Genomic DNA, 13,831 nt, shown 5'->3' with positions numbered 1-13,831 from the left:
CTGCCGCTGGAACCTGGGCGCGACCGCGCCTGGGCGATCACTTGAACGTTGCTGGCCAACCGAAATGGAGTGTTCCGCATGCAGATTTCCAATACAGGCGCGTCGCGTACCCGGCAAGTGGTCGCGGCCGTCATCGGCAATGCCCTGGAGTGGTACGACTTCATCGTGTACGGCTTCCTGGCGAGCATCATCGCCCGCCAGTTCTTCCCCTCCGACGACGAATACGCTTCGCTGCTGATGGCCCTGGCCACCTTCGGCGTGGGCTTTTTCATGCGCCCGGTGGGCGGCGTGCTGCTGGGCGTGTATGCCGACCGCAAGGGGCGCAAGGCGGCGATGCAGCTGATCATTCGGCTGATGACCGTGTCCATCGCGATGATCGCCTTCGCCCCCAGCTACCTGGCCATCGGCATGGGCGCGCCGCTGCTGATCGTGGTGGCGCGCATGCTGCAGGGCTTTGCCACCGGCGGCGAGTACGCCAGCGCCACGGCGTTTCTGGTGGAAAGTGCGCCGGCCCATCGCAAGGGGCTGTATGGCTCGTGGCAGCTGGTGGGGCAGTGCCTGGCGGTGTTCTCGGGGGCGGCGATGGTCGCGCTGGTGACCCACCTGTGCACGCCTGAGGCGCTGGACAGCTGGGGCTGGCGGATTCCATTCGTGCTCGGCTTGCTGATCGGGCCGGTGGGGCTGTGGATTCGCAAGCACATGGAAGAGCCCGAGGAGTTTCTCGAAGCGCGCAAGCAGGCCAAGGGCGAGGCGCCCGGGCTGCTGCAGGTGCTGCGTGAACATCGGCGCAGCCTGCTGGTGTCGATGGGCCTGGCCTGTGGCGCGACGGTGTCGTTCTACGTGGTGCTGGTGAACATGCCGACCTTCGCCCACAAGAACCTCGGCCTGCCGCTGGACCAGGTGCTGCTGGTGCAGATGCTCGCCGTGGGCCTGATGACCGTGGTCATCCCGCTGGCCGGCGCGCTGTCGGACCGGCTCGGCCGGCGGCCGGTGCTGATGGCCTTTACCCTGGCGTTTTTCGTGATGGTCTACCCGCTGTACGTGTGGGTGGCGGCGGCGCCGTCGATCGAGCGCCTGCTGGTGATGCAGCTGCTGCTGTGCACGGCCATCGGCGGCTTCTTCGGCCCGGCGCCGACCGCGCTGGCCGAGCAGTTTCCGGTGGCGGTGCGCTCCACCGGCGTGTCGGTGGCCTACAACGTGGCGGTGATGGTGTTCGGCGGCTTTGCGCCGCTGATCGTCACCTGGCTGAGCAAGGTGCTGGGCACGCCGGTGGCGCCGTCGTTCTACGTGCTGTTCGCCTGCCTGCTGACCCTGCTGGGCACCTACTGCCTGAAAGAGGCGCCGCGCGCCGCCAAACCCGTTGCCTACAACCTTGGAGTGAAACCGTGAACGCGTTAGCCATCGACCCGATCGTCAGCCTCGACGCCGAGGCGCTGTCCCAGGCGATCCATGCCCGCCAGTATTCCTGCCGTGAGGTGATGCAGGCGTATCTGGCGCAGATCGAGCGGTTCAACCCCAAGGTCAATGCGCTGGTGTCGTTGCGGGATGCCGAGGCGGTGCTGGCCGAGGCCGACGAGCGCGACCGCGAACTGGCGCGCGGCCAGTCACGCGGCTGGATGCACGGCATGCCCCAGGCGATCAAGGACCTGGCCGCCACCGCCGGGCTGCGCACCACCCTGGGCTCGCCACTGTTCGCCGAGCAGGTGCCGAGCGAGGATGCGATCAGCGTGGCGCGGATGCGCGCGAGCGGGGCGATCATCGTCGGCAAGAGCAACGTGCCGGAGTTCGGCCTGGGCTCGCAGAGCTACAACACGCTGTTCGGCACCACCACCAATGCCTATGACTACAGCCGCGTGGCCGGCGGCAGCAGCGGCGGGGCGGCGGCGGCGCTGGCCATGCGCCTGCTGCCGGTGGCCGACGGCAGCGACATGATGGGCTCGCTGCGCAACCCGGCGGCGTTCAACAACGTCTACGGCCTGCGCCCCTCGCAAGGCCGAGTGCCGTTCGGGCCGACGCCGGAACTGTTCGTGCAGCAGTTGGCCACTGAAGGCCCGATGGGGCGCAGCGTGCAGGATGTGGCGCGGTTGCTGACCGTGCAGGCCGGGCACGACCCGCGTGTGCCGTTGTCGATCAACGCCGGCCCCATCGATTTCGCGGCGCAGTTGTCGCGCAGCTTCAAGGGCGCGCGGCTGGGCTGGCTGGGCGACTATGACGGCTACCTGCCGATGGACGATGGGGTCATGGCGCTGTGCGAAGCGGCGCTGGCGGATTTTGCCGAGCTGGGCTGCGAGGTCGAGGCCTGCCAGCCCGCCTTCGAGCCGGCGCGCTTGTGGCGCTGCTGGCTCACTCACCGCCACTTCCTGGTGCACGGCAACCTGGGCGCGGCCTATGCCGACCCGGCCAGGCGCGCCTTGCTCAAGCCCGAGGCGCAATGGGAGGTGGAAGGCGGCCTGAGGTTGGGCGCGCAGGACCTGTACCAGGCGTCAGTCGACCGCAGTGCCTGGTACCAGGCATTGGCCAGCTTGTTCGAGCGTTACGATTTTTTGCTGTTGCCAGCGGCCCAGGTGTTTCCTTTCGACGCAGCCGTGCCGTGGCCGCAGGTGGTTGGCGGGCGGGCGATGGACACCTACCACCGCTGGATGGAGGTGGTGATCGGCGCCACCCTGGCCGGCTTGCCGAGCATGAGCGTGCCGGTGGGCTTCAACGCCGCCGGCCTGCCCATGGGCCTGCAGATCATCGGCCCGGCCCAGGCCGACCAGGCCGTGCTGCAGCTGGCCTATGCCCATGAACAGCTGACCCGTTGGGTCGAGCGTTGCCCGCCAAGCGGCCTGCAAGCGCGCTGAAGGCCCTGGCCAGGCCCGTATCTTGCTGGGCATGATGACCATCCACGCACAGACACGGAGGTCAACTTCATGGGCACTCACATCGGTACAGCCTCTGACGGCGGTGGCGTGCGCTCGGTGGAGCGGGCGCTGGCCATCGTCGAGCTGCTGGGCGAGCACCAGGCGCTGGGGCTCGAAGAGCTGCACTACCTGACCACGCTGCCCAAGGCCACGGTGTCGCGCATGCTCGCCACCTTGCAGGAGCAGGGCTGGGTCTACCGTGGCCTGAGCGACCGGCGCTACCGCCTGTGCGCGCGGCGCCTGTTCGGCGACCGCCAGCAGCGTTTCAAGCGCCACCTGGTGGAAAGCGCAGCGCCGCTGTTGCTGGAGTTGAGCGAGCGCACGGGGTTGGTGGCGGACCTTTCGTGCTTTGACGGCGAGCGCCTGGAGGTGATGGAAAGCGCCATTCCCCAGGTGCTGCGCAAGCGCTACCCGAACAACTGCCAGATCGTCGGGCACCACGCCAGCCTGTTTCACTCGGCCATGGGCCGGGCGTGCCTGAAGGAGCTGGCGGTGGATGAGGTGCAGCGGCTGGCGGCCCATGAGCGGGTAGGGGATGAGGGGCTCTTGCGGGATATCGAGGCCGATGCGCACAAGGGTTTCGGGCAGCGCACCGAGGGGTTCTGGGAGTATCCGGTGCGCTTGCCGTTCCTGATCCGGGCGATTGCCCTGCCGGTGCGGGTGGAGGGGCGCCTGGCGGGGAGTATCGCCTTGCATTGGCCGCTGGACCAGGCACCGGTGGAGCGGGTGCTCAGCCTGCACCTGAACAGCCTGGCGCAGGCGGTGGGGGATGTGCAGCGAGCGGTGGTGAGTTAGGGGGGCATGCCTTGGGTTTTGGGGTGGGTTTGAGATCGAGCGCCGCCCGCGCGGCGCATCGCGGATGAATCCGCTCCTACATCTATTGCAACGTGCCACGGTCTGTCAGGCCATGGTTGTCCGCTTTTGGCGCCCGTCGAGAAATCGCGTTGTGCCACCAAGGCTGGCAACCATGGCCTTTCAGGCATAGGCTCGTTGCAACAAATGTAGGAGCGGATTCATCCGCGATGCGCCGCGCGGGCGGCGCTCGATCTCACTCCCCACTCAAAACCCCAGACAAGCACCAAAGGCCCCACCCATGCTGGTCGTCGAACACCTGCAAAAGTCCTTCACCACCGCCCAAGGCACCCTGCCTGTGCTGCGTGGCGTCGACCTGTCCCTGGCCCGCGGCAGCAGCCTGGCGCTGATGGGCGAGTCCGGCAGCGGCAAGAGCACCTTGCTGCACCTGGTCGCCGGCCTCGACCGCGCCGACGGCGGGCGCATCCTGATCGACGGCCAAGCCCTCGACCCGCGCGATGAATCCGCCCTGGCCCGCTGGCGGCGCGAGGGCATCGGCCTGGTGTTCCAGCAATACAACCTCATCAGCAGCCTCGACGTGGCCGCCAACCTGGCCTTCCAGGCCCGCCTGGCCGGGCGCCACGACCCGGCCTGGGCCGCGCACCTGGCACAGCGGCTGGGGCTGGCCGAGCTGCTGCAGCGCTACCCCGAGCAGTTGTCCGGCGGCCAGCAGCAGCGCCTGGCCATCGGCCGTGCACTGGCCGGAAGGCCCGCGCTGCTGCTCGCCGACGAGCCCACCGGCAGCCTCGATGAGCACAACGGCGACGAGGTGCTGGCGCTGTTGCTGCAACTGGTCGAGGAAGCCGACAGCACCCTGTTGATGGTCACCCACAGCCAGCGCCTGGCCGCACGCCTGCAGCAGCGCTGCGTGCTGCACCAGGGCCGGGTGCAGGCGGCATGAACAGCCTCGGCCTGGCCCTGCAGGCGCTGTGCAGCCATTGGTGGCGCCACCGCCTGCAGGGCATCAGCATCTTCACCGGGTTGTGCCTGGCCACGGCGCTGTGGGCCGGGGTGCAGGCGCTCAACAGCCAGGCCCGCAACGATTACGCCCAGGCCCGCGCGCTGCTGGCCGGGCCGGCCTACCCGCAACTGCTGGCGCGCAGCGGGCAGCGCTTCGACCAGGCGCTGTACGTGCAGCTGCGCAGGCAAGGCTGGCAGGTGACGCCCGTGCTCGAAGGGCGCTTGCAGGTCGCTGCCGGGCATTCGCTCAGGGTGCTGGGCATCGAGCCGCTCAGCCTGCTGCCGGGCATGGCCGTGGCCGGCGCGCAAGCCCAAGCGTTCGACCTGCAAGCCTTCATCGGCCCACCCGGGCAAACCCTGGTCGGCCCGGATACCTTGCGCCAACTGGGGCGCACGGTGGGCGAGCACGTGCGCACGGCAGAGGGGCAGTTGCTGCCACCCCTGGCGCTGAGCGCAAACCTTGCGCCGGGGGTGCTGATGGTGGACATCGGCCAGGCGCAGGCGCTGCTCAAGGCGCCGAGCCAACTGTCGCGGCTCATCACTGAGCGCGAGCAGCCTTTGCCTGCGCAGCTTGCGGCCAGCCTGAAGCTGCAGCCGGCCAGCGACGATGCCGACCTGCAGCGCCTGACCGACAGCTTTCACCTGAACCTCACGGCGCTGGGCCTGCTGGCCTTTGTGGTCGGCCTGTTCATCGCCCATGCGGCCATCGGCCTGGCCCTGGAGCAACGGCGCGGGCTGATGCGTACCCTGCGGGCCTGTGGCGTCAGCCTGCGCACGCTGCTCACGGCCCTGGCCGTGGAACTGGGGTTGTTCGCGCTGCTGGGGGGCTTGGTGGGTGTGTTCGCCGGCTACCTGATCGCCGCCTCGCTGCTGCCCGACTTCGCCTCCAGCCTGCGGGGGCTGTACGGCGCCGAGGTGGCGGGGCAACTGCATCTGCCCTGGCACTGGTGGCTGGCGGGCATGGCCGTGAGCCTGCTGGGGGCGCTGCTGGCCGGCTTCGACAGCCTGCTGCGCGCGGCGCGCCTGCCGCTGTTGGGGCTGGCCCAGCCGCAGGCCTGGCGCCTGGCACAACTGCCGTGGCTGTGGCGCCAGGCCCTGGCGGCCGGCGTGTTGCTGCTTGCAGCCCTGGGCTGCGGCTATTTCGGCAACAGCTTGCCCTACGCGTTCGCCTTGCTTGCCACCTTGCTGCTGGGGGCGGCGCTGTTGTTGCCCGGGCTGCTGGCACTGCTGCTCGCCGGTGCTGCGCGCTTGGCGCGGGCGCCCCTGGCCCAGTGGTTCGTGGCCGACAGCCGGCAACAGCTGCCGGCCCTGAGCCTGGCGTTGATGGCGTTGTTGCTGGCATTGGCTGCCAGCGTCGGGGTGGGCGGGATGACCGAGGGCTTTCGCCGCACCTTCATCGGCTGGCTCGACCAGCGCCTGGCGGCGGATTTGTATGTCACGCCACGGGACAGCGAGCAGGCGCAACAGCTCTACGCCCAGTTGCGCGACGACCCCGCGGTCAGCGCCGTGCTGCCGAGCTGGCGGGTGGAGTGGCGGCTGCAGCACTGGCCGGTGCAGGTGCAAGGGGTGGTCGACCATCCGTTCTACGCACGCCACTGGCCGTTGCTGGCCAGCACGCCGGATGCCTGGGCGCAGCTCGCCTCGGGCCAGGGCGCCATGCTCAGCGAGCAACTGGTGCGGCGCCTGGGCCTGGCCCTGGGCGAGCGCGTGACATTGCCCGGCGAGCCGCCGCAGGCCATGACGCTGGTGGGCATCTACGCCGACTACGGCAACCCCAAGGGCCATGTACTGGTCAACGCCGACTGGCTGCGTGCCCATGCCCCGGCCGCCAGCCTGGCCGGCCTGAGCGTGCTGGCGCAGCCGGGGCGGGTGGCCGCGCTGGAGCAGCAGCTGCAGCAACGCTTTGCCCTGGAGGACAACCAAATCGTCGAGCAGGCCCAGCTCAAGGCCTGGTCGACGGCGATCTTCAGCCGCACCTTCGCCGTCACCGCCGCCCTGAACAGCCTGACCCTCGGCGTGGCAGCGGTGGCGCTGTTCATCAGCCAGCTCACCCTCGGCCAGCGCCGTCTCGGGCAACTGGCGCCCTTGTGGGCGCTGGGTGTGCCGCGCCGCTGGCTGGGCTGGCTGTGCCTGTGCCAGGCGCTGCTGCTCAGCGCCTTCACCGTGCTCCTGGCGCTGCCCTTGGGCCTGCTGCTGGCCTGGTGCCTGGTGGCGGTGGTGAACGTGCAGGCATTCGGCTGGCGCTTGCCGTGGCAGGTGTTCCCCGGGCAACTGCTGCAACTGGCGGCGCTGGGCATGCTCACCAGCCTGCTCGCCAGTGCCTGGCCGTTGTGGCAACTGGCGCGATGCCAGCCCCGGCAATTGCTCCGGCAGTTCTCCGATGAAGTGTGAAACCTGGCTGCTGCTGGCCTGCCTGCTGCTGGCCGGGTGCGACGCGCCTGCACCGGCGGCCAAGGGCTATGCCGGCCTTGGCAGCGAGGCGGGGGCATTCAGCCAGGTAACGCCCGGCGTGCCGCTGGTGTTCCCCCGCGACCACGGCGCCCATGATGGTTATCGCATCGAGTGGTGGTACGTCACCGCCAACCTCGAAGATGCCCAGGGCCGTGCCTGGGGCGCGCAATGGACGCTGTTCCGCTCGGCCCTGCGCCCGGGGCCGGAAACCCACGACTGGCACAGCCCGAACCTGTGGATGGGCCATGCGGCGCTGACCGGGCCAGGCGGCCACCAGGTCGCCGAAACCCTGGCCCGGGGCGGGGTGGGGCAGGCGGGGGTGACGGCCGCGCCGTTTCAAGCCTGGATCGATGACTGGTCACTGCAAGGGGCGCCAGGCATCGAGCGTTTGCGCATGCGCGCGCGCGGGCAGGGCTTTGCCTACGACCTGCAGTTGGCCAGCGACAAACCGCTGGTGCTGCATGGCCTGCAGGGCTACAGCGAAAAATCCGGCAAGGGCCAGGCGTCGTACTACTACAGCCAGCCGTTCTACCAGGTGACTGGCGAGGTTGAGCGCGCAGGGCAGCGCATTGCCGTGACCGGCCAGGCCTGGCTCGACCGCGAGTGGAGCAGCCAGCCCTTGGCGGCCGGGCAGCGGGGCTGGGACTGGTTCTCCTTGCATCTGCAGGGCGGCGCTCGATCTCAAATACCCCGCAAAACCCAAGGCATGCCCCCGACTCTTCCCCTCAATGCCCGCCTTTCATCCGCCGCGCCACCAGGTAGATGCCCAAGCCCACCAGCGCCGCCGCCGCGCCAATGTACCCGGTGCTGGTCCACCCCAGCCCGGCACTGATGGCCATGCCTCCAAACCACGGCCCCAGCGCATTGGCCAGGTTGAACGCGGCATGGTTGGACGCCGCCGCCAGGCTCGGCGCCTCATGGGCAATGTCCATCAGGCGGATCTGCAACGGCGCCGCCAGCGCAATCATGGTGCCGACCAGCCCGATCCCCAGCAGCAGGCTCCACAGCACCTGGGCCGCGAAGGTGAAGAACAGCAGCACCGCCATCGACCACACCAGCACCATGCCCACCGCGCGGAACTGGTAACGGTCGAACAGCTTGCCCCCGGCAATGTTGCCGATGATGCCGCCCACGCCGAACGCCGCCAGGCCGAACGGGATCCACTGCGGCGCCACCTGGGTCACCTGCAGCATGGTCGGCGCCAGGTAGCTGAACACGCAGAACATGCCGGCAAAGCCGATGGACGCAATGCCCAGCGCCATCCACACCTGGGGCAGGCGGAAGGCCTGCAGCTCCTTGCGCGGGTCGCTGCGGGGTTCATCGTGGGGTTGCGGGACATAGCGCCATACCAGGGCAATGGTGCACAGGGCGATCACCCCCACCAGCACGAACGCCGAGCGCCAGCCGAAGAACTGCCCGAGGAAGGTGGCGATCGGGTTGCCCAGCAGCATCGCCAGGGTCAGCCCCATCATCACCCGCGCCACGGCGCCCGCGCGCTGGTTGCCCGGCACCATGCTCGAGGCCACCACCGCGGCAATGCCGAAGTACGCCCCGTGGGGCAGGCCGCTGATGAAGCGGAAGGCCACCAGCCCGGCAAAGGACGGCGCAAAGGCCGTGGCCAGGTTGCCGATGGCGTACAGCGCCATCAGCAGCAACAGCAGGTGCTTGCGCAGCAGCTTGGCGCCGAGGATCGCCAGCGCGGGCGCGCCCACCACCACGCCCAGTGCATAGGCGCTGATGGCATGGCCCACCTGCGGCTCGCTCAACTGCAGGTTGCCGGCGATATCGGGCATCAGGCCCATGATCGCGAACTCGCCGGTGCCAATGGCAAAGCTGCCCAAGGCCATGGCCGCTTCCATCTTGGCCACTGCGCCTTTGCTGGCGGCGAGCGGGGGTAATTGCTGAACAGACATCGGGATCCTTACTGAAACTGGCTGAAACGTTCAACGCGCGATGATAGACGACATGCCTGCGCGCTGTAGCATTTTGCATTAATTGCCGGCGCTCATAAAATGGCTGCATCAATCCGCCGGTTTCCGAGTGCGCGCCCATGGCCATCAACTTCGACCTCAACGACCTGCAGGCCTTCCGTGCAGTGGTCGAGCAAGGCAGTTTTCGCAAGGCCGCCGAGGCGGTGCGCATCTCGCAGCCGGCGCTGAGCCGGCGCATCGACAAGCTCGAGGACGCCCTGGGCGTGCGCTTGTTCGAGCGCACCACGCGCAAGGTCAGCCTGACCCAGGCCGGGCGCGGCTTCATGCCCAGCGTCGAGCGCTTGCTCGACGACCTGGACAACGCCCTCCTGGGCATCAGCGAAGTGGCCTCGACGCGGCTCGGCCAGGTCACGGTGGCCTGTGTGCCGTCGGCGGCGTACTACTTCATGCCGCGGGTCATCGCCCACTACCACCAGCAATTCCCGCGGATCAAGGTCAAGGTGCTCGATGCCAGCGCCCACGAGGTGCTGAGCGCGGTGGTCGATGGCGAGGCGGATTTCGGCCTGAGCTTCATGGGCACCCAGGAGGCCGATGTCGACTTCGAGCCCCTGGTGCAGGAGCACTATGTGCTGGCATGCCGGCGCGATCACCCGCTGGCCGGGCGCAGCAGCGTCAGCTGGCAGGCGTTCTACCAGCAGGCCTACATTTCCCTGGGCAAGACCTCCGGCAACCGCTTCCTGCTCGACCAAGCGCTGGGCGGCATCGTGCCCCAGCGCCAGAGCATCTGCGAAACCCGCCATGTCACCACCATGATCGGCCTGGTCGAGGCCGGGCTGGGCGTGGCGGCGGTGCCGGCGATGGCGATGCCGGCGGCCGACCACCCGATCCTCACCTCGGTGGCCCTGGTTGAGCCCCAGGTGCTGCGCAGTGTCGGCCTGATCAAGCGCCGGGGCCGTACCCTGACCCCGGCGGCATTGGCGCTGGAGCGCCTGGTGGTGGACATGAAGGTCGAGGTCAGCGGCTGACCGAGTCCAGCCCGGTGGCCTGCACGGCCTGCTGGGCCGCAGGCGCGGCCAGGTAGGCGAGCAGTGCCCTGGCCTGTTGCGGGTGGTCGGCATTGACCGGGATGCCTGCGGCAAAGCGCGTGACCGACTGCACGGCCTCCGGCAGCTTGCCGACGAAGCTCACCCCCGGCACCGGCAACAGCTCGCTGACCTGCTGCAAGCCAACCTGGTAACTGCCCTTGGCAACCTCCATGGCCACCGGGGTCTTCACAACCATGCTGGCCTTGGGCGCGAGCTGTTGCTCGATGCCCAGCCGCTTGAACAGCTGGTTCTGCACGTACAGGCCGCTGGCGCTGTCCGAGTAGGCCACCGACTGGGCGGCCAGCAGGGTGTTCTTCAAGGCCTCCACGCTGGCGATATCCGGCTTGGCTTCGCCAGCGCGCACCACCATGCCGATGCGCGAATCGGCCAGCTCCACCCGTGAGGCCGGGTCGACCTTGCCCTGGCGGATCAGCTCATCGAGCGCGTAGCCGACCATGATCACCACGTCGGCCTTCTCGCCACGGGCCAGCCGATTGGGGATCGCCTCCGGCGCCTGGCCCATCGACGGGCCCAGGGCTGTGTCGAGGGTGTTGCCGGTGGCGGCCGCGAACTTCGGGCCCAGTGCCTGGTAGGCCGCGGTGAACCCGCCGGAGGTCATCACCCGCAGTTGCTCGGCATGGGCGGTGCCGGCGAGGCTTGCGCAGGCGAGCAGGGCAAGGCTGTGCAGCAGTGTGCGCATGCTCATGCTCCTTCAGGCCACTGCCGGTTGCAGTTGGCCGCGCGACTTGCGGTAGAGGAACAGCGTCGCAGCCAGCGCGCAGAGCGCGGCAAAGCTCATCCAGTAGCCGGGGGCGGCCTTGTCGGCGGTGTACTGGATCAGGAAGGTCGAAATCGCCGGGGTGAAGCCGCCGAACACCGCCGTGGCCAGGCTGTAGGCCAGGGAGAAGCCCGCCACCCGCACCTCGACCGGCATGATTTCGGTGAGCGCAGGGATCATCGCGCCGTTGTACAGGCCATAGATGAACGACAGCCACAGCAGCACCAGCAGCATGTGCATGAAGCTCGGCGCATTGACCAGGAACGTCAGCGCAGGGTAGGCGCTGGCCAGGGTCAGCAGGGTCATGGCGATCAGCACCGGCCGGCGCCCGATGCGGTCGGACAGCGCGCCGCCCAGCGGCAGCCAGATGAAGTTCGACACCCCCACCAGCAAGGTCACCAGCAGCGCATCGGCGGTGCTCAGGTGCAGCACCGTCTTGCCGAAGGTGGGTGCATACACGGTGATCAGGTAGAACGCGGTGGTGGTCAGCGCCACCATCAGCATGCCGGCCAGCACCGTCGCCCAGTGCTGCAGCAGGGTGCGCAGCACCTCGGCCATGGCCGGGCGGTGCTTGCGCGCGGCGTATTCCTCGGACTCCTGCAGGTTGCGCCGCAGCAGGAAGATGAACGGCACGATCAGGCAGCCGACGAAGAACGGAATGCGCCAGCCCCAGTCGGCGATCATCGCCGCTGGCATCCACTGGTTCAGGGCGTAGCCCAGGGCTGCGGCGACGATGATCGCCACCTGCTGGCTACCCGACTGCCAGCTGGTGAAGAAGCCCTTGTTGCCGGGCGTGGCGATTTCCGCCAGGTACACCGACACACCGCCCAGCTCCGCGCCGGCCGAAAAGCCCTGCAGCAGCCGCCCAAGCAGCACCAGGGCCGGGGCAAGCAGGCCGATGGATTCGTAGCCGGGCACCAGCACGATGAGGATCGTGCCGCTGGCCATGATCGACAGGGTCACGATCAGGCCTTCGCGCCGGCCCACCTCGTCGATGTAGGCGCCCAGCACCACGGCGCCCAGCGGGCGCATCAAGAAGCCTGCGCCGAACACGGCGAAGGTCATCATCAGGGACGCGAATTCACTGCTGGCAGGGAAGAACACCGCGGCAATCTGCGTGGCGTAGAAACCGAAGAGGAAGAAGTCGAACTGCTCGAGGAAGTTGCCCGACGTGACCCGGAAGATCGCGCCGGCGCGGGAGCGCCCGGAGGCGGTTGCTGCTGTCATTGCCTGTACTCCATACCGCTTTTGTGACGTGCGCCGCGGGGACGGCGCACGGTTCTTATAGGCGGACGAGGGTGCTACAGGGCCATTGATTAGAGAATTGCATTGTTCGCATCGATTGATGCCCAGCGCGGATCAATCTGCCATCTGCAACTCCGGCAGGCTCACGCGAAACGCCTTGGTCAGCCCCAGCAGGCAGATGAAGCCCACGCCCAGCCAGCACAGGCCGATGGTGAACGACATGCTCGACAAGCTGGTCCACAGCCACAGCGTGCTGAGGAACCCCAGGGCCGGGATGGCGCCGTACAGCAGGTAATTGCGCGCACCGCGCAGCTTCTGGTCGAGCAGGTAGTGCTTGACCACTGCCAGGTTGACTGCCGAGAACGCGAACAGCGCACCGAAGCTGATCATGTTGGCGACCGTGTCCAGGGTAATGAACAAGGCGACCAGCGACAGCGTGCTGACCAGCATGATCGCCGTGGCCGGCACGCGCTTTTTCGTCACCAGGCGGCCGAACACCCGTGGCAGCGCACCGTCACGCCCCATGGCGAACAGCACCCGCGAAACGCTGGCCTGGGACACCATCGCCGAGGCGAAGCAACCGGCCACATAAGTGGCGGTAAAGCCGGTCACCAGCAGCTCGCCGCCAACCCGGCGCATCACGTCCACCGAGGCCGAGTCCGGGTCGGCGAAGCTGGCCCACTCGGGGAACACCTGCTGGGCGAAGTACGACACCAGCAGGAACAGCAGCCCGCCGATCACCGACACCGCCATGATCGCCTGGGGGATGCGCTTGGTCGGGTTGCTGGTTTCCTCGGCCATGGTCGACACCGCATCAAAACCCAGGAACGACAGGCACAGCACCGCGGCACCGGCCATCACCAGCGGCACGCTGAAACCCTCGTGGTGGAACGGTGCCAGCAGCGACACTGGCGCTGCCTGCTCGCTCAGGTTGCGCACCGACAAGGCGACGAACACCACGATGAACACCAGCTGCGCCACCACCAGCAGCCAGTTGACCCGGGTGATCGATTCGATGCCGATCAGGTTGAGGAAGGTGACCAGGGCAATCGAGCCCAGCACCCACACCCAGGCGTGCACGGCGGGGAAGTATTCGGACATGTAGATGCCGATCAGCAGGTAGCTGAGCAGCGGCAGGAAGATGTAGTCGAGCAGCAGGGTCCAGCCGGCGATGAAGCCGAAGTGGCTGCCAAAGGCCTTGCGCGTGTAGGTGTAGACGGAGCCGGAGTAGGGGTGGGCCTGGACCATGCGCCCGTAGCTGTAGGCGGTCAGCAGCATGGCGGCGAGGGTCAGCATGTAGGCGGTGGGCAGGTGGCCCTTGGTCATCTGGGTGACCAGCCCGTAAGTGGTGAAGACTGCCAGGGGCACCATGTACGCCAGGCCGAACAGCACCAGCGCGGTCATGCTCATGGACTTTCTGAAGCGGCCTGAAGCGGCCGGTTGCGACGCAGGGTGATGGGCAGGGGCAGAGTCTGTATTTGTTGTTGTATGCATTGCTAACTCCTGAAATGGAATGCAGGACGCCGCAGTAGGCGAGCGGGCTCGCTACTGGTCTTGGGAGTTCGATCAGGGACGGGTCAGGGGTGGGGCGGGAGAATGCTCCCACACTCCGGGGGTGGCAGAAAT

10 protein-coding genes and 1 pseudogene are annotated in these 13,831 nt (G+C 68.1%); 7 read left to right on the top strand and 4 right to left on the bottom strand.

Annotation, left to right across the window (positions count from 1 at the left end):
- Positions 1-78: 78 nt before the first annotated feature.
- The 6 genes and pseudogenes from L6D75_RS02525 to L6D75_RS02500 all read left to right on the top strand — a co-directional run.
- Positions 79-1,389, top strand: a complete 1,311-nt coding sequence (locus tag L6D75_RS02525) for a citrate-proton symporter (RefSeq protein WP_176517274.1) — start codon at positions 79-81, stop codon at positions 1,387-1,389.
- Positions 1,386-2,843, top strand: coding sequence for an amidase (locus L6D75_RS02520; RefSeq protein ID WP_176517273.1), 1,458 nt, complete (start codon positions 1,386-1,388; stop codon positions 2,841-2,843). The genes L6D75_RS02525 and L6D75_RS02520 overlap by 4 nt, the downstream gene beginning before the upstream one ends.
- 69 nt (positions 2,844-2,912) lie before the next feature.
- Positions 2,913-3,698 carry an IclR family transcriptional regulator gene (locus tag L6D75_RS02515; RefSeq protein ID WP_371871985.1) on the top strand — a complete coding sequence of 262 codons (786 nt, stop codon included), beginning with the start codon at positions 2,913-2,915 and terminating at the stop codon, positions 3,696-3,698.
- A gap of 298 nt (positions 3,699-3,996) precedes the next feature.
- Positions 3,997-4,656, top strand: a complete 660-nt coding sequence (locus L6D75_RS02510; protein WP_176515555.1) for an ABC transporter ATP-binding protein — start codon at positions 3,997-3,999, stop codon at positions 4,654-4,656.
- A complete protein-coding gene (locus tag L6D75_RS02505; RefSeq protein ID WP_176515554.1) occupies positions 4,653-7,106 on the top strand; it encodes an FtsX-like permease family protein in 2,454 nt (817 codons plus the stop codon). The genes L6D75_RS02510 and L6D75_RS02505 overlap by 4 nt, the downstream gene beginning before the upstream one ends.
- Positions 7,096-7,878 (top strand): annotated as a pseudogene (locus L6D75_RS02500) (lipocalin-like domain-containing protein); the annotation flags it as partial. The gene L6D75_RS02505 and the pseudogene L6D75_RS02500, both read left to right, overlap by 11 nt.
- 13 nt (positions 7,879-7,891) lie before the next feature.
- Here L6D75_RS02500 and L6D75_RS02495 read toward each other — a convergent pair.
- Positions 7,892-9,079, bottom strand: a complete 1,188-nt coding sequence (locus L6D75_RS02495; RefSeq protein WP_176515553.1) for an MFS transporter — start codon at positions 9,077-9,079, stop codon at positions 7,892-7,894.
- A 137-nt stretch (positions 9,080-9,216) separates the two neighbouring features.
- On the opposite strand from L6D75_RS02495, the gene L6D75_RS02490 reads away from it, so the two are divergent.
- Positions 9,217-10,122: a LysR family transcriptional regulator gene (locus L6D75_RS02490; RefSeq protein WP_176515552.1), complete on the top strand. Its 906-nt coding sequence runs from the start codon at positions 9,217-9,219 to the stop codon at positions 10,120-10,122.
- Here L6D75_RS02490 and L6D75_RS02485 read toward each other — a convergent pair.
- The 3 genes from L6D75_RS02485 to L6D75_RS02475 form a co-directional block, all read right to left on the bottom strand.
- Positions 10,112-10,882 carry a substrate-binding domain-containing protein gene (locus L6D75_RS02485; RefSeq protein WP_176515551.1) on the bottom strand — a complete coding sequence of 257 codons (771 nt, stop codon included), beginning with the start codon at positions 10,880-10,882 and terminating at the stop codon, positions 10,112-10,114. The genes L6D75_RS02490 and L6D75_RS02485 overlap by 11 nt on opposite strands.
- Positions 10,883-10,894: 12 nt before the next feature.
- On the bottom strand, positions 10,895-12,187 hold the full coding sequence (gene tcuC, locus L6D75_RS02480) for an MFS transporter (protein WP_176515550.1): 1,293 nt from the start codon (positions 12,185-12,187) through the stop codon (positions 10,895-10,897).
- A 132-nt stretch (positions 12,188-12,319) separates the two neighbouring features.
- Positions 12,320-13,699 (bottom strand): APC family permease, encoded by a 1,380-nt coding sequence (locus L6D75_RS02475; RefSeq protein ID WP_176515549.1) that lies wholly within the window; start codon positions 13,697-13,699, stop codon positions 12,320-12,322.
- Between the last annotated feature and the right edge of the window lie 132 nt (positions 13,700-13,831).

It is taken from the genome of Pseudomonas faucium, from assembly GCF_021602585.1.
Lineage (GTDB): Bacteria > Pseudomonadota > Gammaproteobacteria > Pseudomonadales > Pseudomonadaceae > Aquipseudomonas > Aquipseudomonas faucium.
Note: the sequence above shows the minus strand (reverse complement) of the source record. Positions and strands in the feature narration are given on the sequence as shown.

Coding starts and splice junctions, on each gene's coding strand:
- L6D75_RS02525 (WP_176517274.1), top strand. CDS start 79: ATGCAGATTTCCAATACAGGCGCGTCGCGTACCCGGCAAGTGGTCGCG.
- L6D75_RS02515 (WP_371871985.1), top strand. CDS start 2,913: ATGGGCACTCACATCGGTACAGCCTCTGACGGCGGTGGCGTGCGCTCG.
- L6D75_RS02510 (WP_176515555.1), top strand. CDS start 3,997: ATGCTGGTCGTCGAACACCTGCAAAAGTCCTTCACCACCGCCCAAGGC.
- L6D75_RS02505 (WP_176515554.1), top strand. CDS start 4,653: ATGAACAGCCTCGGCCTGGCCCTGCAGGCGCTGTGCAGCCATTGGTGG.
- L6D75_RS02495 (WP_176515553.1), bottom strand. CDS start 9,079: ATGTCTGTTCAGCAATTACCCCCGCTCGCCGCCAGCAAAGGCGCAGTG.
- L6D75_RS02490 (WP_176515552.1), top strand. CDS start 9,217: ATGGCCATCAACTTCGACCTCAACGACCTGCAGGCCTTCCGTGCAGTG.
- L6D75_RS02485 (WP_176515551.1), bottom strand. CDS start 10,882: ATGCGCACACTGCTGCACAGCCTTGCCCTGCTCGCCTGCGCAAGCCTC.
- tcuC (WP_176515550.1), bottom strand. CDS start 12,187: ATGACAGCAGCAACCGCCTCCGGGCGCTCCCGCGCCGGCGCGATCTTC.
- L6D75_RS02475 (WP_176515549.1), bottom strand. CDS start 13,699: ATGCATACAACAACAAATACAGACTCTGCCCCTGCCCATCACCCTGCG.